The 20,417-nt window shown below is 63.1% G+C and carries 15 protein-coding genes and 1 other RNA gene; 9 read left to right on the forward strand and 7 right to left on the reverse strand.

Annotated features, from left to right (window positions below):
- Positions 1–13 precede the first annotated feature (13 nt).
- A complete protein-coding gene (locus HB675_RS08480) occupies positions 14–1,051 on the forward strand; it encodes a purine nucleoside permease (protein ID WP_213877632.1) in 1,038 nt (345 codons plus the stop codon).
- A 47-nt stretch (positions 1,052–1,098) separates the two neighbouring features.
- On the opposite strand, the gene guaD is transcribed toward HB675_RS08480, so the two are convergent.
- The 4 genes from guaD to xdhA are packed head-to-tail and all read right to left on the reverse strand — an operon-like array spanning position 1,099 to position 7,122.
- On the reverse strand, positions 1,099–2,403 hold the full coding sequence (gene guaD / locus HB675_RS08485) for a guanine deaminase (RefSeq protein ID WP_213877634.1): 1,305 nt from the start codon (positions 2,401–2,403) through the stop codon (positions 1,099–1,101).
- A 15-nt stretch (positions 2,404–2,418) separates the two neighbouring features.
- On the reverse strand, positions 2,419–3,261 hold the full coding sequence (gene xdhC / locus HB675_RS08490; RefSeq protein WP_213877636.1) for a xanthine dehydrogenase accessory protein XdhC: 843 nt from the start codon (positions 3,259–3,261) through the stop codon (positions 2,419–2,421).
- Positions 3,262–3,293: 32 nt separating this feature from the next.
- On the reverse strand, positions 3,294–5,681 hold the full coding sequence (gene xdhB / locus HB675_RS08495) for a xanthine dehydrogenase molybdopterin binding subunit (RefSeq protein WP_213877638.1): 2,388 nt from the start codon (positions 5,679–5,681) through the stop codon (positions 3,294–3,296).
- Positions 5,674–7,122, reverse strand: coding sequence for a xanthine dehydrogenase small subunit (gene xdhA / locus HB675_RS08500; protein ID WP_213877640.1), 1,449 nt, complete (start codon positions 7,120–7,122; stop codon positions 5,674–5,676). Before xdhA ends, xdhB begins: the two co-directional genes overlap by 8 nt.
- Before the next feature lie 280 nt (positions 7,123–7,402).
- Between xdhA and HB675_RS08505 the strand changes: the two genes are divergently transcribed.
- From HB675_RS08505 to ffs, 6 genes are all read left to right on the forward strand, one after another.
- Complete coding sequence (locus tag HB675_RS08505; RefSeq protein WP_213877642.1) at positions 7,403–8,062, forward strand: GntR family transcriptional regulator; 660 nt, start codon at positions 7,403–7,405, stop codon at positions 8,060–8,062.
- A gap of 3 nt (positions 8,063–8,065) precedes the next feature.
- Entirely contained in the window at positions 8,066–11,554 is a 3,489-nt protein-coding gene (gene smc, locus HB675_RS08510) for a chromosome segregation protein SMC (protein WP_213877644.1), read from the forward strand.
- Positions 11,555–11,760: 206 nt separating this feature from the next.
- Positions 11,761–12,636 carry a cell division protein ZipA gene (gene zipA, locus HB675_RS08515; RefSeq protein ID WP_213877646.1) on the forward strand — a complete coding sequence of 292 codons (876 nt, stop codon included), beginning with the start codon at positions 11,761–11,763 and terminating at the stop codon, positions 12,634–12,636.
- 129 nt (positions 12,637–12,765) lie between these two features.
- Positions 12,766–15,114, forward strand: coding sequence for an NAD-dependent DNA ligase LigA (ligA, locus tag HB675_RS08520; RefSeq protein WP_213877648.1), 2,349 nt, complete (start codon positions 12,766–12,768; stop codon positions 15,112–15,114).
- 270 nt (positions 15,115–15,384) lie between these two features.
- Positions 15,385–16,551: a putative zinc-binding metallopeptidase gene (locus tag HB675_RS08525; RefSeq protein WP_213877650.1), complete on the forward strand. Its 1,167-nt coding sequence runs from the start codon at positions 15,385–15,387 to the stop codon at positions 16,549–16,551.
- A 144-nt stretch (positions 16,552–16,695) separates the two neighbouring features.
- An RNA gene (gene ffs, locus HB675_RS08530) (signal recognition particle sRNA small type) lies at positions 16,696–16,792 on the forward strand.
- Between the two features lie 79 nt (positions 16,793–16,871).
- On the opposite strand, the gene HB675_RS26110 is transcribed toward ffs, so the two are convergent.
- Positions 16,872–17,027, reverse strand: a complete 156-nt coding sequence (locus HB675_RS26110) for a hypothetical protein (RefSeq protein WP_345945755.1) — start codon at positions 17,025–17,027, stop codon at positions 16,872–16,874.
- A 122-nt stretch (positions 17,028–17,149) separates the two neighbouring features.
- Between HB675_RS26110 and aroD the strand changes: the two genes are divergently transcribed.
- Complete coding sequence (aroD, locus tag HB675_RS08535; RefSeq protein WP_213877651.1) at positions 17,150–18,034, forward strand: type I 3-dehydroquinate dehydratase; 885 nt, start codon at positions 17,150–17,152, stop codon at positions 18,032–18,034.
- A gap of 3 nt (positions 18,035–18,037) precedes the next feature.
- Here aroD and HB675_RS08540 read toward each other — a convergent pair whose 3' ends face one another.
- The gene (locus HB675_RS08540) at positions 18,038–18,880 is read right to left on the reverse strand and encodes a sugar phosphate isomerase/epimerase family protein (RefSeq protein WP_213877653.1); all 843 of its coding nucleotides are present in this window, start codon (positions 18,878–18,880) and stop codon (positions 18,038–18,040) included.
- A 366-nt stretch (positions 18,881–19,246) separates the two neighbouring features.
- Here HB675_RS08540 and HB675_RS08545 point away from each other — a divergent pair, with 366 nt between their 5' ends.
- Positions 19,247–19,585, forward strand: a complete 339-nt coding sequence (locus HB675_RS08545; protein ID WP_213877655.1) for a hypothetical protein — start codon at positions 19,247–19,249, stop codon at positions 19,583–19,585.
- Positions 19,586–19,589: 4 nt separating this feature from the next.
- Here HB675_RS08545 and HB675_RS08550 read toward each other — a convergent pair whose 3' ends face one another.
- Entirely contained in the window at positions 19,590–20,345 is a 756-nt protein-coding gene (locus HB675_RS08550) for a transporter substrate-binding domain-containing protein (protein WP_213877657.1), read from the reverse strand.
- Positions 20,346–20,417 lie beyond the last annotated feature (72 nt).

Genomic DNA, 20,417 nt, shown 5'->3' on the forward strand with positions numbered 1-20,417 from the left:
GAGCAGAGAACCGATGCAGACCCACAACCGTTTCATCCTCGCCGCCGCGCTTTGCCTGGGCGGCTCGTTGACCGCACCGGCCCAGGCGGCCGATGCACCGCCGGTGCAGCCCAAGGTCATGCTGATCGCCATGTTCGGCCCGGAGTCGCAACTGTGGATCGAACGCCTCAAACTGACCCGTGACATTGCCGTGCCGGGGCTGTCGGCCGAATACCCCATGGTCCATTGCAACGACGATCAGGTGTGCCTGATGACCACCGGCATGGGCCAGACCAACGCCACGGCGTCGACCTTGGCGCTGGCACTGTCCTCGGAGTTCGACCTGCGCAAGACCTGGTTCCTGGTGGCCGGGATCGCCGGAATCAACCCGAAGCTCGGCACCTTGGGTACCACCGCCTGGGCCCATTACCTGGTGGAGTTCGGCACCCAGTGGGAGATCGACTCGCGCGATGCACCGAAGGGCTGGCCTACCGGCTATCTGGGCATCAACACCAAGGGGCCCAATGAAAAACCGCCGCTGGACTACAAGACCGAGGTCTTCGAGCTCAACCCGGCACTGCAATCCAAGGCCTACGAGCTGTCGCGCCATGTGGTGTTGAGCGAGAGCAAGGAATCCAGCCACTGGCGCCAGCACTACCCCCACGCGCCGGCCAACCTGCCGCCGATGGTCACCCGCTGCGACACCGTGGCCGGCAACACCTGGTTTTCCGGCACGCGCCTGAGCGAGCGGGCCGAGGTCTGGACCCGGCTGCTGACCGATGGCAAAGGCGAGTACTGCACCACCCAGCAGGAAGACAACTCCACCTACGAAGCCCTGTTGCGGGCCAGTCGCATCGGCCGCGTGGACATCCAGCGCCTGGCCGTGGTGCGCGCCGGGTCTGATTTCGATCGGCCGTATCCGGGCTACAGCGAGGTGGATAACCTGCTCAAGTACGCCGATCAGGGCGGCTTTGTGCCAGCGCTGGAGAATCTGTATCGCACCGGCGAGCCGTTGGTGAAGGACATCGTCGGCCATTGGGGGGAGTGGGAGAAGGGTGTGCCAGCGGGGTGATTGCTCATGGGGTTCCCGAGCTTGCTCGGGAACCGGACAATCCGGTCTCAGCGTTTATGCACCAACTTCCCGGCCGCAAACGTCTCGCTCACGGTGCGGTCATCCCCCAGCGTCATCAGCACGAACAAGGTTTCCTCGAACGCCTTGGACTGTTTGATCCGGTACGACAACAGTGGCGTGGCGTGGTAATCCAGCACCACGAAGTCGGCGTCGGTGCCCGGTTGCAGGGTGCCGATGCGGTCTTCCAGGCGCAGCGCCCGAGCGCCGCCCAGGGTGGCCAGGTACAGCGACTTGAAAGGGCTGAGCTTCTCGCCCTGCAACTGCATGACCTTGTAGGCTTCGTTCAACGTCTGCAGCAGGGAGAAGCTGGTGCCGCCGCCGACGTCGGTGCCCAGGCCGACGTTGACCTTGTGTTTTTCGGCCTGGGCCAGGTCGAACAGGCCGCTGCCCAAAAACAGGTTGGAGGTGGGGCAGAAGGCGATGGCCGAGCCAGTCTCGGCCAGCCGCGCGCACTCCTCGTCACACAGGTGCACACCGTGTGCCAGCACCGAGCGTTGGCCCAGCAGCTGATAGTGGTCGTACACGTCCAGGTAATTTTTGCGCTCGGGGAACAGCGCCTTGACCCACTCCACTTCCTTGAGGTTCTCGCTGATGTGGGTCTGCATGTACACGTCCGGGTATTCCCCCAGCAGTTGGCCGGCCAAGGTCAACTGCGCCTCGCTGCTGGTGGGGGCAAAGCGCGGGGTCACGGCGTAGTGCAGGCGGCCCTTGCCGTGCCAGCGCTCGATCAGGGTCTTGCTGTCGCTGTAACCGGTCTCGGCGGTGTCCACCAGGTAGTCCGGGGCGTTGCGGTCCATCATCACCTTGCCGGCAATCAGGCGCAGGTCCAGGCGTTCGGCCGCCTCGAACAGCGCATCCACCGACTGCGGGTGCACGCTGGCAAACACCAGCGCGGTGGTGGTGCCGTTGCGCAGCAGTTCCTTGAGGAACAGGTCGGCGACTTCATCGGCATGGGCCTTGTCGGCGAACTGGCTCTCGCAGGGAAAGGTGTAGTTGTTCAGCCAGTCCAGCAGCTGTTCGCCGTAGGAGCCGACCATGCCGGTCTGAGGGAAGTGAATGTGGGTGTCGATGAAGCCGGGGGTGATCAGCGCATCCGTGTAGTGCAGCACTTCCACATCGGCGGACAAGGTCGGCAGCAAATCGGCAGCAGCGCCGACGTCGACGATCTTGCCGGCTTCGACCACCAGCAGGCCGTCTTCGAAGTATTCATAGGAGGCCGGCACACCCACTTCGGCCGGGTCGGCGAGGCTGTGCAGGAGGGCGGCGCGGTAGGCTTTACGGGTCTGGCTCATGGAAATGCTCGTCTGTTATTGGACAGCCTGGCTGCGACGGGACACGGGCAGCAGGCGGGCCACCGGTTCGGCTCGGGACGTCTGGGTGCCGAACGCGGCGTTGTAGGTGGCAATGATTTCGGCGGCGATGGACACGGCGATCTCGATGGGTAATTTGCCCTTGACCTCGCTGATGCCCATGGGGCAGCGCATGCGCTGGACCACGGCCGGATCGAAGCCGCGATCACGCAGCCGGTGTTCGAATTTGGCGCGCTTGGTCTTCGAGCCGATCAGGCCGAACCAGGTGAAATCGTTGCGTTCGAGAATGGCGGCGGTCAGCTCCAGGTCCAGCTGGTGGTTGTGCGTCATGACGATGCAGTAACTGCCGGGGGGCAGTTCGTCGACTTCGTCCAGCGGCTCTTCGCTGATGATTTTACGCACCCCGGCCGGCAACGTCTGGGGGAACTCCTCCTCGCGGGAATCGATCCAGCGTACTCGCACCGGCAGGCTGGCCAGCAGCGGCACCAAGGCGCGGCCGACATGGCCGGCGCCAAACACGGCGATCTGTGCCTGCGGCTGGCCCATGGGCTCGAACAGCAGCACGGTGGCGCCGCCGCAGCACTGGCCCAGGCTGGCGCCGAGGCTGAAGCGCTCCAGGTGAGTGTCCTGCTTGCCGCTGGCAAGCATCTGGCGGGCAATGTGCATCGCCTTGTATTCCAGGTGGCCGCCGCCGATGGTGTCGAACAATTGCGTGGCGCTGACGACCATCTTCGAGCCGGCGTTGCGCGGGGTGGAGCCCTTTTCCTCGATGATGGTCACGAGCACGCAGGGCTCGCCCTGGGCATGCAGTTCGGCGAGGGCGCTGATCCAGTGGTTCATGGTTTGGATTCCTTGTATGCCTTCAGGGGCCATCAAACGGTGGTTTCTGCCATGGAAACGCCCACCGCCATCACCTCGCGCATTTGCTCACACCCCCACAACACCCGCTCCGGCGTGGCGGGCGCATCGATCTTCGGCTGCACCTTGTAGTCGGCCAGGCTGGCCACCGCATCCTTGATCGCACACCACGCCGCGATGCCGAGCATGAACGGCGGCTCGCCCACGGCCTTGGAATGGAACACCGTGTCTTCCGGGTTCTTGCGGTTTTCCACCAGCTTGACCCGCAGGTCGATGGGCATGTCGGCCACCGCCGGGATCTTGTAGCCGGCCGGGCCGTTGGTCACCAGCTTGCCTTTGGCGTTCCACACCAGTTCCTCGGTGGTCAGCCAGCCCATGCCCTGGACGAAGCCGCCCTCGACCTGGCCGATATCGATGGCCGGGTTCAAGGAGGCGCCCACGTCATGCAGGATGTCGGTGCGCAGCATCTTGTATTCGCCGGTCAGGGTGTCGATCACCACCTCGCAGCAGGCCGCACCAAAGGCGTAGTAGTAGAACGGCCGGCCGCGCGCCTGGGAGCGGTCGTAGAAGATTTTCGGGGTCTTGTAGAAGCCGGTGCTGGACAGCGACACCTGGGCGAAATACGCCTGCTGGATCAACTGCTCGAAGCTCAACACGGTTTCGCGTACGCGCACATGGCCGTTGCGAAATTCCACGTCCTCGGGGCTGACGTTGTAATGCCGCGCGGCAAACTCCACCAGGCGCTGCTTGATGATCTCGGCCGCGTTTTGCGCCGCCTTGCCATTGAGGTCGGCGCCGCTGGAGGCCGCCGTTGGCGACGTGTTGGGGACCTTGTCGGTATTGGTCGCGGTGATCTGCACCCGGTCGATGTCGACCTGGAACACCTCGGCCACGACTTGCGCCACCTTGACGTTGAGGCCTTGGCCCATCTCGGTGCCGCCGTGGTTCAGGTGGATGCTGCCGTCGGTGTACACATGGATCAGCGCGCCGGCCTGGTTGAGGAAGCTGGCGGTAAAGGAAATGCCGAACTTGACCGGGGTCAGGGCCAGGCCCTTTTTCAGGATCGGGCTGTGAGCGTTGAACCGACGGATCGATTCGCGCCGCTCATGGTATTCGCTGCTGGCTTCAAGCTCGGCGGTCATCTCCTCGAGCATGTTGTGCTCCACCGTCTGGTAGTAGTGGGTCACGTTGCGCTCGGTCTTGCCGTAGTAGTTGACCTTGCGCACCTCCAGCGGGTCGGCGCCCAGGTGTCGGGCGATGGCGTCCATCACCTCCTCGATGGCGACCATGCCCTGGGGCCCGCCGAAGCCTCGGTAGGCGGTGTTGGACGCGGTGTTGGTCTTGCAGCGGTGGCCGTTGACCGTCGCGTCGCCCAGGTAATAGGAGTTGTCGGCATGGAACATGGCCCGGTCGACAATGGACGCCGACAGGTCGGGGGAGCACCCGCAGTTGCCGGCCAGCTCCAGGTTGATCCCTTGCAGGCGGCCACGGTCGTCGAAGCCCACGTCGTATTCGATATAGAAGGGGTGGCGCTTGCCGGTCATGAGCATGTCTTCGACCCGTGGCAGACGCATCTTGGTCGGCTGCCCGGTGAGGTGGGCGATGACCGCGCACAGGCACGCCGGGCTGGCGGCCTGGGTCTCCTTGCCGCCGAAACCGCCGCCCATGCGGCGCATGTCGACGACGATCTTGTTCATCGACACGTCCAGCACTTCGGCCACCAGCTTCTGCACTTCGGTGGGGTTCTGGGTCGAGCAGTAGACGACCATGCCGCCGTCTTCGGTGGGCATCACCGAGGAAATCTGGGTTTCCAGGTAGAAATGCTCCTGGCCGCCGATGTGCAGCGAGCCTTGAATACGATGCTGGGCCGTCGCCAGCGCCGAACCCGAATCGCCGCGCTGATGGGTGTGGCTGTCGAGCACGAAATGTTTCTTGCGCAGGGCCTCGACCACGTCCAGCACCGGCTCCAGGTCTTCATATTCGATCACCGCGGCCATGGCGGCGGCGCGGGCGGTGGCCAGGTCGTTGGCCGCCACGGCCAGCACCGGCTGGCCGACGAACTGCACGGTGTCAATGGCCAACAAGGGGTCGCCAGGCAACAGCGGGCCGATGTCCTTGAGGCCTGGCACGTCCTCGTGGGTGATGGCAATGCGCACGCCGGGGAAGTGGTAGCAGGGCGTGGTGTCGATGCTGAGGATGCGCGCATGGGCGCGGTCGGACATGCGCGCATAGACGTGCAGCTGGTTGGGAAATTCCAGGCGGTCATCGATGTAGATGGCTTCGCCGGTGACGTGCTTGTCGGCGCTGTCGTGCTTGACGCTGCGGCCCACACCGGTGGTCAGGCCCTGGGCGAACAGCTCGGCCATTTCGGTTTGGCTTTTTGGCGCGTGATGGTTAGACATAGTCAGTCACCCGGGTTTCGGTGTGCGGCGTCTGCAGCTCGATGAAGTACTTGCGCAGCAGGTTCTGCGCGCTCAGCAAACGGTATTCCTTGCTCGCGCGAAAGTCCGAGAGCGGGGTGAAGTCGTCGGCCATGGCCTGGCAGGCAGCCTCCACCGTGGCCTTGTTCCACGGCTTGCCGATCAGGGCGTCCTCGCAGGCCTTGGCACGTTTGGGAATGGCGGCCATGCCACCGAACGCGGCGCGAGCGTCGAGCACCGTGCCCTGGTCGATGTGCAGGTCGAACGCCGCGCACACTGCCGAGATGTCGTCGTCCAGGCGCTTGGAGACCTTGTAGGCACGAAAGCGCCGCGCCGGGTCGGCCCGGGGCACGATGATCTTTTCGATGAACTCGCTTTCCTGGCGCGCGGTGATGCGGTAGTCGATGAAGTAGTCCTGCAGCAACAGCGTGCGCGTCTCGTCACCCTTGCGCAGCACGATGCTGGCGCCGAGGGCGATCAGCAGGGGCGGCGAGTCGCCGATGGGCGAGGCGTTGCCGATGTTGCCGCCCAGGGTGCCCTGGTTGCGGATCTGCAACGACGCAAAACGGTGCAGCAGGGCACCGAAGTCCGGGTATTCGGCTTCCAGCGCGGCGTAGCAGTCGGTGAGGGTCGTTGCCGCGCCGATTTCCAGACGATCGTCGAAGTGCTCGATGCGCTTCAGTTCGGCGACGTTGCCGACGTAGATCATCACCGGCAGCGTGCGATGGAACTGGGTCACTTCCAGCGCCAGGTCAGTGCCGCCAGCCAGCAGCCGCGCCTCGGGGTGCGAACTGTAAAGGTCGGCCAGATCGGCCACGGTCAGTGGCACCAGGCAGCGTTTGTCGCCGCTGTTGAGCTCGCCGGTTTCGCTAGGCGCGATGGCTTGCAGGCGGGCGATGGTCTGGGCGTTGCGCTCGTCGAACTGGTCGGGCTGACGACCGCCGCCACAGGCTTGCTCGGCCGCCGCGAGGATCGGTCGGTAGCCGGTGCAGCGGCACAGGTTGCCGGCCAGGGCTTCCTGAGCACGGTGCAGGTCGGGGGCTTCGCTGTTCTTCTGCAGAGCGAACAGCGACATGACAAAGCCTGGCGTGCAGAAGCCGCACTGCGAGCCGTGGCAGTCGACCATGGCCTGCTGCACGCTGTGTAATTGGCCCTTGTGCTTGAGGTCTTCGACGCTGATCAGCTGTTTGCCGTGCAACGAGGAGACGAAGGTCAGGCATGAATTGAGGCTGCGATAACGAATGCTCTGGCTATCTGCACCCAGCTCGCCAACCACCACGGTGCAGGCACCACAGTCGCCACTGGCGCAGCCTTCCTTGGTACCGGACTTGCCAAGGTGCTCGCGCAGGTAGTCCAGCACGGTCAGGTTGGGGTCCAGGGCATGCTCGCTGCGCAATTCCTGATTGAGTAAAAACTGGATCACGGGAAGGCCTCACTGAAACGTGTTGTTATTGACCAGATACTGGACGACCGTGGGGGTCATCGATCAGGACGATCAATTGATCGCCGGTGTCGACTGAGGGGGAATCTAGTCAGTCTTGACTGGCTGGTCAATGATTACCTGACTCAAAGGTCAAGAAAATGCGCGTGATTCGACCCAAGGCCGATTTTCCTGCAATCCCTGCGTATTTCATGCCAATTCTTCCCGGGGCATTTGCGGTACAATTCGCTGCTTTATCGCCTGTGCATTTCCAAGGAACACCATGACGTTCAAGGCGCTGGACAGCCTCTCTGAGCAAATTGCCCATTACCTGGCCGAACGCATCGTGCGTGGCGAGCTCAAGCCCGGCGAGCGCATCCAGGAACAGAAGGTCACGGCGGCCCTGAACGTCAGTCGTGGTTCGGTGCGTGAAGCGCTGTTGATTCTCGAACGGCGTCATCTGATCGAAATCCTCCCGCGTCGTGGCGCCCAGGTCACCCGCATGACCGAGCACAACGTGCGCAGCCTGTGTGCCTTGATGAGCGAGCTGTATGTGCTGCTGGGTCACGCCGTGGCCGAGCGCTGGCAGACCCGCGAGCAACTGGCGCCGTTTCTGGCGATCCAGGTGCGCCTGCAGGCCTGCTACGAGCAACAGGACATCACCGCATTCGTCGAGGAAAGCTTCAACGTCATGCGCGCCGCGTTTCCCTTTGCCGATAACCCGTATCTGCAGGAAACCATCGAAAACCTGCAGCCGGCCATGAGCCGCAGCTACTTTCTGGCCCTGGAGCAACGCAAAGCGTCCATGAGCGAATACCTCACCTTGTTTGCCCAGTTGCTCGATGCGGTGGTCGCTCGCGATCCGGCGCGCATCCGCAGCGTGCTCAGTGCCTATGGTCAGCGTAGCTGCCAGTTGGTACTGGCTGCGTTGGCGAGTGCCTGAGCCATGCGTCTGAAGTGCATCCGCCTGGCGGGCTTCAAGTCGTTCGTCGACCCCACAACGGTGAATTTCCCCAGCAACATGGCGGCCGTGGTCGGCCCCAACGGCTGCGGTAAATCGAACATCATCGACGCCGTACGCTGGGTGATGGGCGAAAGTTCGGCGAAGAACCTCCGCGGCGAGTCGATGACCGACGTCATCTTCAACGGCTCCACCAGCCGCAAACCGGTCAGCCAGGCCAGCATCGAACTGGTGTTCGACAATTCCGATGGCACGTTGGTAGGCGAGTACGCGGCTTACGCGGAAATCTCCATTCGGCGCAAGGTCACCCGCGACGCGCAGAACACCTATTACCTCAATGGCACCAAGTGCCGGCGCCGGGACATCACCGACATCTTCCTCGGCACCGGGCTGGGACCACGCAGCTATTCGATCATCGAGCAGGGCATGATCAGCAAGCTGATCGAGGCCCGTCCCGAAGACCTGCGCAACTTCATCGAGGAAGCGGCCGGTATCTCCAAGTACAAGGAGCGTCGCCGCGAGACCGAAAGCCGCATCCGTCGTACCCACGAGAACCTCGAACGCCTGACCGACCTGCGCGAAGAACTCGAACGCCAGCTCGAGCGCTTGCATCGCCAGGCCCAGGCGGCGGAAAAGTATCAGCAATACAAGGGCGAAGAGCGCCAGCTCAAGGCGCAACTGGCGGCCCTGCGCTGGCAAGCGCTGAACGAACAGGTGGCCCAGCGCGAAGGGGTGATCGGCAACCAGGAGGTCAGTTTCGAGGCGCTGGTGGCCGAGCAGCGCAGCGCCGATGCCAGCATCGAGCGCCTGCGGGACGGCCATCATGACTTGTCCGAGCGCTTCAATCTGGTGCAGGGGCGTTTCTACTCCGTGGGTGGCGACATCGCCCGGGTGGAACAGAGCATCCAGCACGGCCAACAGCGGTTGCGCCAGTTGCAGGACGACTTGCAGGAGGCCGAGCGCTCGCGGCTGGAGACCGAGTCCCACCTGGGTCACGACCGCACCCTGCTCGCGACCCTGGGCGAAGAGCTGGAGATGCTCGAACCCGAGCAGGAAATGCGCGCCGCCGCCGCCGAAGAGGCTGGCGCGGCGCTGGACGATTCCGAGACCGCCCAGCGCGGCTGGCAAGAACAGTGGGATGCTTTCAACACCCGCTCGGCCGAGCCGCGTCGCCAGGCTGAAGTGCAGCAGTCGCGCATTCAGCAGCTGGAGCACTCCATGGAGCGCCTCGGCGAGCGGCAACGGCGGTTGGGCGAAGAGCGCGAGCTGTTGGCCGCCGACCCCGAGGACGCCGCCATTCTCGATCTGAGCGAGCAACTGGCCATCCGCGAACTGGCCCTTGAAGACTTGCAAGCCGAGGAAGAACAGCAGGTCGAGCAACTGGCCGAGCTGCGCGAAACCCTGCAACAGGCCACTCAGGACCAGCAGCAGGCCCAAGGCGAATTGCAGCGCCTCAACGGTCGCCTGGCGTCGTTGGAAGCCTTGCAACAGGCCGCACTGGACCCGGGCACTGGCACCGCGCAATGGTTGCGCGAGCAACAGCTCGACCAGCGCGCGCGCCTGGCGGAAAACCTGCAGGTCGAGGCCGGTTGGGAGTTGGCGGTGGAGACCGTGCTCGGTGCCGACCTGCAAGCGGTGCTGGTGGATGAAGTGGCCGGCCTCGATTACCGCGCTTTCAGCCAGGGCGAGCTGCGCCTGCTGAGCCTGGGCCTGGCCACCGCGTCCGCCAGCGGCAGCTTGCTGGACAAAGTTCACAGCGACCTCGACCTTTCCCCCTGGCTGGCCCAGGTCAAGCCCGTGGCCAGTCTCGATCAGGCCTTGGCCTTGCGTGGCCAGTTGAGTCAAGGCGAGAGCTTGATCAGTCAGGACGGCTACTGGGTCGGCCGACACTTCCTGCGGGTCAGCCGCGCCAGCGACACCCAGGGTGGTGTGCTGGCCCGTGGGCAGGAATTGCAGCAACTGGCGGCCGACATCGACGCCCGTGAAACGGCGTTGGCGACGCTGGATGAGCAGTTGCAACAGCAACGCGAACAGCAGGGCCACCTGGAGGCCACCCGCGAACAGCTGCGCCGGCAGATTCAGGACGAAGCCCGTCAACAGGGCGAGCTCAAGGCCCAGCTGTCCGCCGGCAAGGCCAAGGTCGAACAGCTGATCCTGCGCCGCCGGCGCCTGGACGAAGAGCTGACGGAGCTGGCCGAGCAGCGCGAAATGGAACACGAACAGCTCGGCGAATCGCGCCTGCAACTGCAGGATGCTCTCGACGCCATGGCCGAGGACAATGACCAACGCGAACGGCTGACCGGCCAGCGCGACAACCTGCGCGAACACCTCGAACGGGTGCGCCAGGACGCCCGGCAGCACAAGGATCAGGCCCACCAGCTTGCGGTGCGTCTGGGCTCGCTGCGGGCTCAGCACGACTCCACTCGCCAGGCGCTGGAGCGTCTGGAGCTGCAGGCCGAACGCCTCACGGAAAAACGCGAGCAATTGAGCCTGGGCCTGGAAGAGGGCGAAGCGCCACTTGAGGAGCTGCGCCTCAAGCTCGAAGAGCTGCTGGAGCGGCGCATGGTGGTCGACGAGGAAATGCGTCAGGCACGCATGGCCATGGAAGACGCCGACCGCGACCTGCGCGACGCCGAAAAGCGCCGTGGCTCGGCCGAGCAACAGTCGCAAATGCTGCGCGGGCAGCTGGAGCAGTACCGCATGGAGTGGCAGGCCTTGACCGTGCGCCGCACCGCCTTGCAGGAGCAACTGCGCGAAGACGGCTATGACCTGCACGGTGTGCTGGCCACCCTCGATCCTTTGGCCAACGAGAAAGAAGCCGAAGAAGAATTGGAGCGTATCGACGGGCGGATTCAGCGGCTTGGGGCAATCAATCTCGCGGCCATCGACGAGTACCAGCAGCAGTCCGAGCGCAAACGTTATCTGGATGCACAGAATGCCGACCTGGTGGAGGCGCTGGAAACCCTGGAAAACGTCATCCGCAAGATCGACAAGGAAACCCGCCACCGTTTCAAGGACACTTTCGATCAGATCAACGCCGGTTTGCAGGCGCTGTTTCCGAAAGTTTTCGGCGGTGGCAGCGCTTATTTGGAACTGACGGGCGAAGATTTACTCGATACAGGGGTCTCTATCATGGCGCGCCCGCCAGGGAAGAAGAACAGCACCATCCATTTGCTGTCCGGTGGCGAAAAGGCGCTGACCGCACTGGCGCTGGTGTTTGCCATCTTCAAACTCAACCCGGCGCCGTTCTGCATGCTCGACGAGGTTGACGCGCCATTGGATGACGCCAACGTGGGACGTTACGCGCGGCTGGTGAAAGAAATGTCAGAAACCGTGCAGTTCATCTATATCACCCACAACAAGATCGCCATGGAAATGGCCGACCAGTTGATGGGGGTGACCATGCATGAACCCGGCTGTTCGCGGCTGGTGGCGGTGGATGTCGAGGAGGCGATGAAGCTGGTGGATGCGTAAAATTTCCACTTTTCTCAAGGAAAATTCGCCTTTGGCGCAGGTGCTTGCGACAAGCGGTGTAAAGTTGCCTTGGGTCGTGCTAGCTTAATGTACATATTTCCCTACATGTGGATAAAACGCCTGCCAGAACATAGAGTTGGCGCCACGTCTTAAAGGTGTTTAAACCCTTTATTTTTCAGCATTTTTTATAGAGGCACAGGAATTACATGGAAATCGGTCTGCGCGAGTGGCTGATCGTCATCGGCATCATTGTCATCGCCGGTATTCTTTTTGATGGCTGGCGCCGGATGCGCGGCGGCAAGGGCAAGCTCAAGTTTCGTCTGGACCGCAGTTTTGGCGATGTCGCGGACGATACTGGCAGCGCTGAAGTATTAGGCCCGCCCCGGGTGCTGGAAAACGCCCACGAGTCACCCCTGGACGATCACGACCTGCCGTCCATGAGTGCGCCGGTGCGTGAAGCGGCGCCCAAGCGCGGCAGCAAGGCGGCCAAGGCCGACAGCAAAAAGCCCGAATCGAAAAAGCCTGACCCTAACCTCAAGCTGGATCTTGACGAGCCGTCCCTGAGCACCCGCGATGATTTCGCCGACGATAGCCAGGCGCCGATCTTCGGATCCAGCACCGGTGCCCCGGAGCTCAAGGATCAGCCCCCGGTCGAAGAAGTGCTGGTGATCAGTGTGATCTCCCGTGACGAAAGTGGCTTCCGTGGCCCGGCCTTGTTGCAGAACATCCTCGAAAGCGGCCTGCGCTTCGGCGAGATGGATATTTTCCACCGCCACGAAAGCATGGCTGGCAACGGCGAGGTGCTGTTCTCTATGGCCAACGCGGTCAAGCCGGGGATCTTCGACCTCGACGACATCGATCACTTCAGCACCCGGGCCGTGAGTTTCTTCCTCAGCCTGCCCGGCCCGCGTCACCCCAAGCAGGCCTTCGACGTCATGGTCGCGGCAGCGCGCAAGCTGTCTCAGGAGCTGGGCGGCGAGCTCAAGGATGACCAGCGCAGCGTGCTGACCGCGCAGACCATCGAACACTATCGCCAGCGCATCGTCGAATTCGAGCGCCGGGCCTTGACCCAGCGTCGTTGACACCCTCGTTCCCGAGCAAGCTCGGTCCTGCAGCGAAGGTGTAGGGCCTGGCTTGCTCGGGAACCTGACACCGCCGAAAATCAGAGAGCAGCCCCGGCTGCTCTTTTGCATTGAACGAGAGCAAAAAAGATGACCGCCCAGACCCGGATCCTTGAGTTGCGCGCAGAGCTGAACCAGCACAACTACCGTTACCACGTGCTCGACGAGCCAAGCATCCCGGACGCCGAATACGACCGCTTGTTCCGCGAGCTCAAGGCCCTCGAAGCCGAGCACCCGGCGCTGGTCACCGCTGATTCGCCGACCCAGCGCGTGGGCAACGCGGCGCTCACCGCCTTCAGCCAGGTGCGCCACGAGATCCCGATGCTCAGCCTGGGCAACGCCTTCGAAGAAGCCGACCTGCGCGAATTCGGTCGTCGGGTCGTGGAAGGCCTCGACCTGCCGTCCGGCGATCTGTTCGGCGACGGCGGCAAAGTGCAATACAGCTGCGAACCCAAACTCGACGGCCTCGCGGTCAGTCTGTTGTACCAGGACGGCGCGCTGGTGCGCGGGGCCACCCGGGGCGACGGTAGCACCGGCGAAGACATCAGCGTCAACGTACGCACCGTGCGCAACATTCCCCTCAAGCTGCACGGTGAAGGCTGGCCTGCCACCCTGGAAGTGCGTGGCGAGGTGTACATGTCCAAGGCCGGCTTCGAGCGGCTCAATGCGGCCCAGGCCGAGGCGGGCGGCAAGACCTTCGCCAATCCCCGCAACGCCGCTGCCGGCAGCCTGCGTCAGCTGGACTCGAAAATCACGGCCAGCCGTCCCCTGGAATTTTGCTGCTATGGCATCGGTCAGGTGTCCCACGACATCGCCAGCACCCACATCGACAACCTCAAGCAACTGAAGACCTGGGGTCTGCCCATCAGTCGCGAGTTGAAAGTGGCCGACAGTATCGACGATTGCCTGGACTACTACCGGGACATCGGCGAGCGTCGCAATGCCTTGCCTTATGAAATCGATGGCGTGGTGTTCAAGGTCAACAGCACTGCTTCCCAGCGAGAACTGGGTTTCCGTGCCCGCGAACCGCGTTGGGCCATCGCCCACAAATTCCCGGCCATGGAAGAGCTCACCGAGTTGCTCGACGTAGAGTTCCAGGTCGGCCGTACCGGCGCTGTCACGCCGGTGGCGCGGCTCAAGCCGGTCAAGGTGGCCGGGGTCACCGTGGCCAATGCCACCTTGCACAACATGGACGAAGTCGCCCGACTGGGCCTGATGATCGGCGATACGGTGGTCATTCGCCGCGCCGGCGACGTGATTCCCCAGGTCATGCAGGTGATCACCGAACGTCGCCCGGCCGATGCGCGTCCGGTGCAGATCCCTGAAACCTGTCCGGTGTGCGGCTCCCATGTCGAGCGCACGCAGCTGGTCAAACGCAGCAAGGGCAAGGAAACCGTCAGCGAAGGCGCGGTGTACCGCTGTGTCGGCCGGCTGGCCTGTGGCGCGCAGCTCAAGCAGGCAATCATCCATTTCGTTTCCCGCCGAGCCATGGACATCGAAGGGCTGGGGGAGAAGAGCGTCGAACAACTGGTGGATGAAGGGCTGGTGGCCTCGCCGGCGGACCTGTACACCCTGGGCTTCGATCAAGTGGTCGAGCTGGAAGGCTTTGCCGAGGTGTCCAGCAACAAGTTGTTACAGGCCATCGAAGACAGCAAGCAGCCAGCCCTGGCGCGGTTCATCTTTGCCCTGGGCATTCCCGATGTGGGCGAGGAAACGGCGAAGGTGCTGGCGCGCTCCCTCGGCTCCTTGCAGCGGGTCAGCGAAGCGCTGCCGGCGGTGCTCACTTACCTGCCGGACGTCGGCATGGAAGTGGCCTATGAGATTCACAGCTTCTTCGAGGACGCACACAACCAGAAGGTGATCGCCCAGTTGCTGGAGCGTGGCCTGAAATTGCAGGACGAGGCCGGTGTGCACGCCGAGTACGCGGCCAGCACGACCTTGGCCGGGATGATTGCCAAGCTCGACATCCCGTCGGTAGGTCCCACCGGCGCGCAGAAGCTCGTGGCCAAGCTCGACAGCCTCGACAAGATCATCGCCGCCGACGGCATCGACCTGCGCCAGGCCCTCGCTGCCAAGCAGGCCGATGCGGTGCGCGAGTACTTCAAGGACCCGGTCAACGCGGCTCAGGCGCGTTTGGTGGAAGCCCAGCTGCAAGCCTTCGGCATGCACTGGTCCAGCGAAAAAAAGGTCATCGAAGGCCTGCCCCTGACCGGTCAGACCTGGGTGCTCACCGGCTCCCTGGAACAGATGAGCCGCGATGTAGCCAAGGACAAACTGGAAAGCCTGGGCGCCAAGGTCGCCGGCTCCGTGTCGGCCAAGACCCACACCGTGGTGGCGGGGCCGGGGGCGGGGTCCAAGTTGGCCAAGGCCAATGAGTTGGGGCTCAAGGTGTTGGATGAAGCGGCGTTTTTGCAGTTTATGCAGAGTCACGGCCTCTGACACAGCACCGATGGCGCCAGTAGGACCGAGCGTGCTCGGGAAGCCGCGTAGCTGGCGATCAAGCTTTAGAACGCCGCCATACGATAATCGATGCGACCAACGGTATAGAGTAAAAGTGATTGAAAATAAAGGATTTACTCGTCTTTTTTGGGGAGATGCCCAGGGCTCCCCCCTCATTCGTAACGCACGGTCGCTGCAGACGATCACTTCGATTGAACTGCGTTCGACTCGCCATGATCTAGTCTTGGCGAGCACACAGGGAGGCCGCCCATGTACAAGTTCTTCGAACAATTGACCAGCCGGATCTCGGCGCCTTTCGTCAAACCCGAAACCCGCCACAGCAAAGTCTGGGAATGCCAGTGCGGGCAGTCGATCTTCTTCGCCAACAGCCAGTGCCTGGCCTGCCAGTCGGTGCTGGGCTACTGGCCCGAGCGCAACCTGCTGTCGTCCCTGGATGCCGGGCCGGAGCAAGGCACCTGGCGCCTGCACTCGGACCCCGAAGCCGGGTTGTTTCGCCGCTGCGCCAATCTCGACACCCCGGCGGCCTGTAACTGGCTGCTGGCTGCCGATGCGCCGGGGGAGCTGTGTATCGCCTGCAGCCTGAATCACACCATCCCCGACCTCAGTATTCAGGAAAACCACGAACGCTGGCGCAAGGTCGAGACCGCCAAGCGCCGCCTGGTGGCACAACTGATCAACCTCGGCCTGCCGGTGATCGCCAAGGTGCAGAACGAAGAGACGGGCTTGTCCTTCGACTTCATCGGCATTGATCTTGAGGGCAACCTGCCCACCACCGGTCACGCCAACGGCCTGATCACGCTGGACATCAAGGAAGCCGACGACGCCCACCGCGAACGCATCCGCGTGCAGATGCGCGAGCCCTACCGCACCTTGCTCGGCCACTTCCGCCACGAAGTCGGCCACTACTACTGGGACCGCCTGGTTGCGGACAGCCACTGGCTGGGTGAATTTCGCGCATTGTTCGGCGACGAGCAACAGAGCTACGCGGACGCCCTGCAACGCCACTACGACCAGGGTGCGCCGCTGGACTGGAACCAGACCCACGTCAGCGCCTACGCCACCATGCACCCCTGGGAAGACTGGGCCGAAACCTGGGCCCACTACCTGCACATGATGGACGCCGTCGACACTGCCTTGGGCTTTGGCATGAGCGCGCGGGAAATGGATTTTGACTACACGCCATTTCCGCTGGACACCCTCTACGATCCGCAACACGCCAGCGGGCCGGCGTTCCTGGCCTTCGTCAACGCCTGGATCGAACTGGCGGGGATGTTGAACGAACTGTCCCGGGCCATGGGGCAACCGGATTTTTATCCCTTCGTGCTGCCACCGGCGGTGATCGCCAAGCTGCACTTCATTCATCTGGTGATCCAGGAGAAGGGCGGCCGGGCCGACGAGGTGTTGCAGGTGGGATGAAAAGGTGCCTGGGTCGGAGCCAAGGCGCTGGCTCAAGTGCTTGACCCCTATCAAATTTTTTATCTTCAGTAACGGGTTGTATCTTCGCTCAAGACCGGTACAATGGCCCCGCTCGCTGCCAGGCGAGTGTTGTCATGGTGACCCCATCGGTCCCCCCGCAACGATTACCCGTTAACCTGGTCAGGCCCGGAAGGGAGCAGCCACAGCGGGGACATTGTGTGCCGGGGTGTGGCTGGTGGGGTTGCCTCCATTTCAAATTCATCAAGCCATGATGAGTTTTTCGCGCCAAAATCTTCCGACCACGTTGCAATCGCACGATCTCAGCCGAGAGAAGTTTCGGCCCAGACGCCAAACCGTTTGGCCAGAGCCTGAACTTGTCGAACGCTCAGTTTGCGTTTCCCCGCCAAAAGCTGCGAAACCGTTGATTGATTCCCCGATTCCGGCAGTTCTCCTTGGGTGATTGGGTGCTCTTCCATGAACGAGCGCAGCACGTCGACGCCCACGGCCGATTAAACAACCTTCACACACCCCAAAATCCCTGAACTCCCTCCACTTGCCACCCCTCCATTGCACATACCCACGCCTTGGAAGCCTACCCATGCAACGCCGAGAGTTCCTCATCAAGACCGGTCTCGCCGCCGCCACCGTCCCGCTGTCCGACGTTCTGCACGCTGCCACCGAGCCGGTGACACCGACGCCTGCCCGACCCACCCCGACCATCCTGCAGATCAAGGACCTGCACATCGGCAGCGGCGCCCCCAAGATCATCGCCTCGATCACCGGCACCACTTCCGATCAGGCCCTGCAGCAAGCCACCGCCATCGGCCAGTCGCCCCAGGTCGACATCTGCGAGCTGCGAATGGACCACCTGCCTGCCGACACCACGCCCAAGGCCATGGCCGATCTGGTCAATCAGGTTATCTACAGCCTGCAAGGCAAGCCCTTGCTGGCGACCTTTCGCAGTCAGGAGGAGGGCGGCCAGCGCTCTCTGGCCGATGCCGATTACTTCGGCCTCTACACGACCCTGGTGGAAAGCACGGGAGTGGATCTGATCGATGTGGAAATGATGAAGCCCCAGGCAGGCGTGACCTCGCTGATCGATTCGGCCCATGGCAAGAACGTCGCGGTGATTCTCTCCAATCACGACTTTCATGCCACCCCGCAGCAAGTCGTGATCGTCGAGCGTTTGCGCCGACAGCAAGCGCTAGGGGCGGACGTTCTGAAAATCGCGGTGATGCCGCAGTCGCCGGCGGACGTGCTGACCTTGATGGCCGCGAGTCAGGAGATGTTCACGCGCTTTGCCGACCGGCCATTGCTGACCCTGTCCATGGGCCCGTTGGGAGTGACCTCGCGGCTGGCCGGCCAGCTCACCGGTTCGGCGCTGACCTTTGCCAGCCTGGGGGCCGCCTCGGCACCGGGTCAGTTGAAGGCTGATGCGGTGCGCTCGGTGCTGGGGGTGATCGACCAAGGGGCCAAGGCGTGAGGTTCAGCCGACCTTGTGCACCAGGTCGTTGAAGAAGGTCGCGCTGCGCTCGATGGTATCGACGATGGTGGCGTGATCTTTCCACAGCGAGTCGGCGACCGCGTCGGAGAAGATCTCCAGCACGTAATCCCCGGTGTAGCCGGCGTCCACCAGGTCGCCCAGCAGCGGCGCCAGAGGAATTTCGCCTTCGCCTAAAGCGCGGCGATCATGCAGCGACTGCGGGCGGCGCCAGTCGGCCAGTTGCACGATGAACAGCTTGTCGGCGCTGATGGTGGATAGCAAGGAGCTGTCCTGCCAGCTGTTGTACAGGTCCAGGCACAGGCCGAAACTGTCCCGGTCCACGGCGGCGACCATTTCCCGGGCCTGGCTGAAGGTGAACAGAATCGAGTTGCGGTTCATCAGGGATGGGCCCAGCGCCTCCAGGGCGATGCGCATGCCTTTGGCCTTGGCATGCTCGGCGAGGGTGCGGTAATGCTCGACGCAGCCGTCCCAGACGCGGGCTTCATTGCCTTGGGGATCGGCGCCGGTGTTGCTGACCAGCGCCAGTCCCGGCCAGAATTCGCTGAACAGGTCCACCGAGGCGATCAGGTTGTCCAGCCGCGCTTGCGGCGCCTCGGGGTGCGGGTCCGAGGCCGATGGGAAGATGGTCAGGGTGCGCGGCTGGATGGAGGTGATGCGCACGCCGCTGTCCTGGATCATGGCCAGTTGATCGCGAGCTTGCGCGCGGTCCGAGGCGAGTTTTTTTTCGGTGATCTCCATGGCGCAGCCCAGGCGCTGGCACAGCTCCAGGTCTTCGGCGAGGCTGAGGGGGGTGGTGGTGATTTGGCTGATGGCCAGGGTGTGCATGGGATACCTCTACAGGGAGGCAGGCTTGGCAACGGTGACGCATGAAGCCGCCTGCCGGGCTCAAAATGGCTCAAGTTATTGAGATCACGCTCCAGAGTCGGGGTTCAAGATAATTGCGGGCCTGCACTTGGGTCACGCTCAACTTTACGGCGGCGGTGCAAGGATGCGTCCGACGAATTCATCAAAAAGAGGAACCGTGAATGCGATGTGTGCGTACTCCGGGCTATAGATCATGCCTTTCTTGATCAGGCTGTCTCGTACGGGACCCGGACTGGTGGCCCTGCGACCTAGCGAGCACGAAGGACTGCGGGCATGCTGTAGACTCGCTATCGAGCAAGCTGATCAAGGACCACTCGGGACACCGCCATGATCCACCGTGTATTGGCTATATCACTGCTGTCATTCAGTCTGTCCGCCCAGGCCGCTTCCACCGTCTACGGCAACGGCGGCGCCAGCTGTGCGCTGTTCCTGATCGCCGCTCAGGCCAAGCAGGGTGGCAACCCCAGTGTCGACAGTTTCATGATGTGGTTCAGCGGCTACGCCAGCCTGGCCAGCGCCCAGACGAGCATCGACTATTTTGCCGATACCACCCCCGCCAGCCGCCAGCACTGGCTGGAGGAGTACTGCAAGGCCCATCCGCTGGGGATGTTCGACGAGGCGGTGGCGGCGTTGATGGCGGTGTTGGCCGAGCATCAGGCTCAGTAGAGGGTCATTTGTCCCGGCGCACCGGCAGGCCGTTATACCTACGTACCAGGGCGTCCACTTCCCCGGACATCTTCATCCGCAGCAGGGTGCGCAAAATACGCTGCACCGGGATCGCCGGGTCGTCGCGCACGTAGCAGCCCAGTTGCAGGTCCTGGATCTCGGCCACTTCATGCAGCTGCTGGTCGGCGGGCAACTGGTGGTTGAGCCAGTTGACCGTAAGGGCGTTGCTGGCGGCATAGCGGTAGCGGTGGGCCAGCAGTTTTTCCAGCACCTGCTGCTGATTGCGGGCATCGTCCCGTTGCAAGGTCCCGTCGTTGAATGCCTTGTCCAGCAGTGGATACTCGAACCCCAGTACGGTACCGATCTTCTCGTTGCGCAGTTGGCCGAGGTCCACCGGTTGGCTGTCATCCGACAATGCCACCAGCACATCACGCTGCTCCATCACTGGAATGCTCCAGATGTAGTCGCCCGAAAGGTTCGGCAGCCAGGATTGTGCGGCGTAGCAGCGCACGTCGATGTGGCCGTTTTCCATGGCCGCCTGCAGGCGTTTGCGCGGGATGAGGGTGAACTGCGCCGGCAACCCGACCTGCCGGGCGAGGCTGGCCATCATGTCGTAGAGAATGCCGCCGGTGGTTTCGCCGTTATCGACTTGCACCAGCGGCATGCTCCAGCTTTGCGCAATGGAAAAACGCAGCGGGGCCTCGGCGCCCAGTACCTGGCCCATGCACAGCAGCGCGAGAGCGCCCAAAGCTAAACGCATGCAAGGTCTCTCAGACGGTTTTTGTCGGTAATCATCCGGGTCCGCCATATATCGCGGTGCCACCGGATGCAA

The organism is Pseudomonas sp. dw_358, assembly GCF_018449655.1.
Classification (GTDB): Bacteria; Pseudomonadota; Gammaproteobacteria; order Pseudomonadales; family Pseudomonadaceae; genus Aquipseudomonas.

Bases quoted from the DNA above. Each gene is read 5' to 3' on its own strand.
- HB675_RS08550 (WP_213877657.1), bottom strand. From the start codon at position 20,345: ATGCGTTTAGCTTTGGGCGCTCTCGCGCTGCTGTGCATGGGCCAGGTA.
- zipA (WP_213877646.1), top strand. From the start codon at position 11,761: ATGGAAATCGGTCTGCGCGAGTGGCTGATCGTCATCGGCATCATTGTC.
- smc (WP_213877644.1), top strand. From the start codon at position 8,066: ATGCGTCTGAAGTGCATCCGCCTGGCGGGCTTCAAGTCGTTCGTCGAC.
- HB675_RS08525 (WP_213877650.1), top strand. From the start codon at position 15,385: ATGTACAAGTTCTTCGAACAATTGACCAGCCGGATCTCGGCGCCTTTC.
- HB675_RS08505 (WP_213877642.1), top strand. From the start codon at position 7,403: ATGACGTTCAAGGCGCTGGACAGCCTCTCTGAGCAAATTGCCCATTAC.
- xdhB (WP_213877638.1), bottom strand. From the start codon at position 5,681: ATGTCTAACCATCACGCGCCAAAAAGCCAAACCGAAATGGCCGAGCTG.
- xdhC (WP_213877636.1), bottom strand. From the start codon at position 3,261: ATGAACCACTGGATCAGCGCCCTCGCCGAACTGCATGCCCAGGGCGAG.
- aroD (WP_213877651.1), top strand. From the start codon at position 17,150: ATGCAACGCCGAGAGTTCCTCATCAAGACCGGTCTCGCCGCCGCCACC.
- ligA (WP_213877648.1), top strand. From the start codon at position 12,766: ATGACCGCCCAGACCCGGATCCTTGAGTTGCGCGCAGAGCTGAACCAG.
- HB675_RS26110 (WP_345945755.1), bottom strand. From the start codon at position 17,027: ATGGAAGAGCACCCAATCACCCAAGGAGAACTGCCGGAATCGGGGAAT.
- HB675_RS08545 (WP_213877655.1), top strand. From the start codon at position 19,247: ATGATCCACCGTGTATTGGCTATATCACTGCTGTCATTCAGTCTGTCC.
- HB675_RS08480 (WP_213877632.1), top strand. From the start codon at position 14: ATGCAGACCCACAACCGTTTCATCCTCGCCGCCGCGCTTTGCCTGGGC.
- guaD (WP_213877634.1), bottom strand. From the start codon at position 2,403: ATGAGCCAGACCCGTAAAGCCTACCGCGCCGCCCTCCTGCACAGCCTC.
- HB675_RS08540 (WP_213877653.1), bottom strand. From the start codon at position 18,880: ATGCACACCCTGGCCATCAGCCAAATCACCACCACCCCCCTCAGCCTC.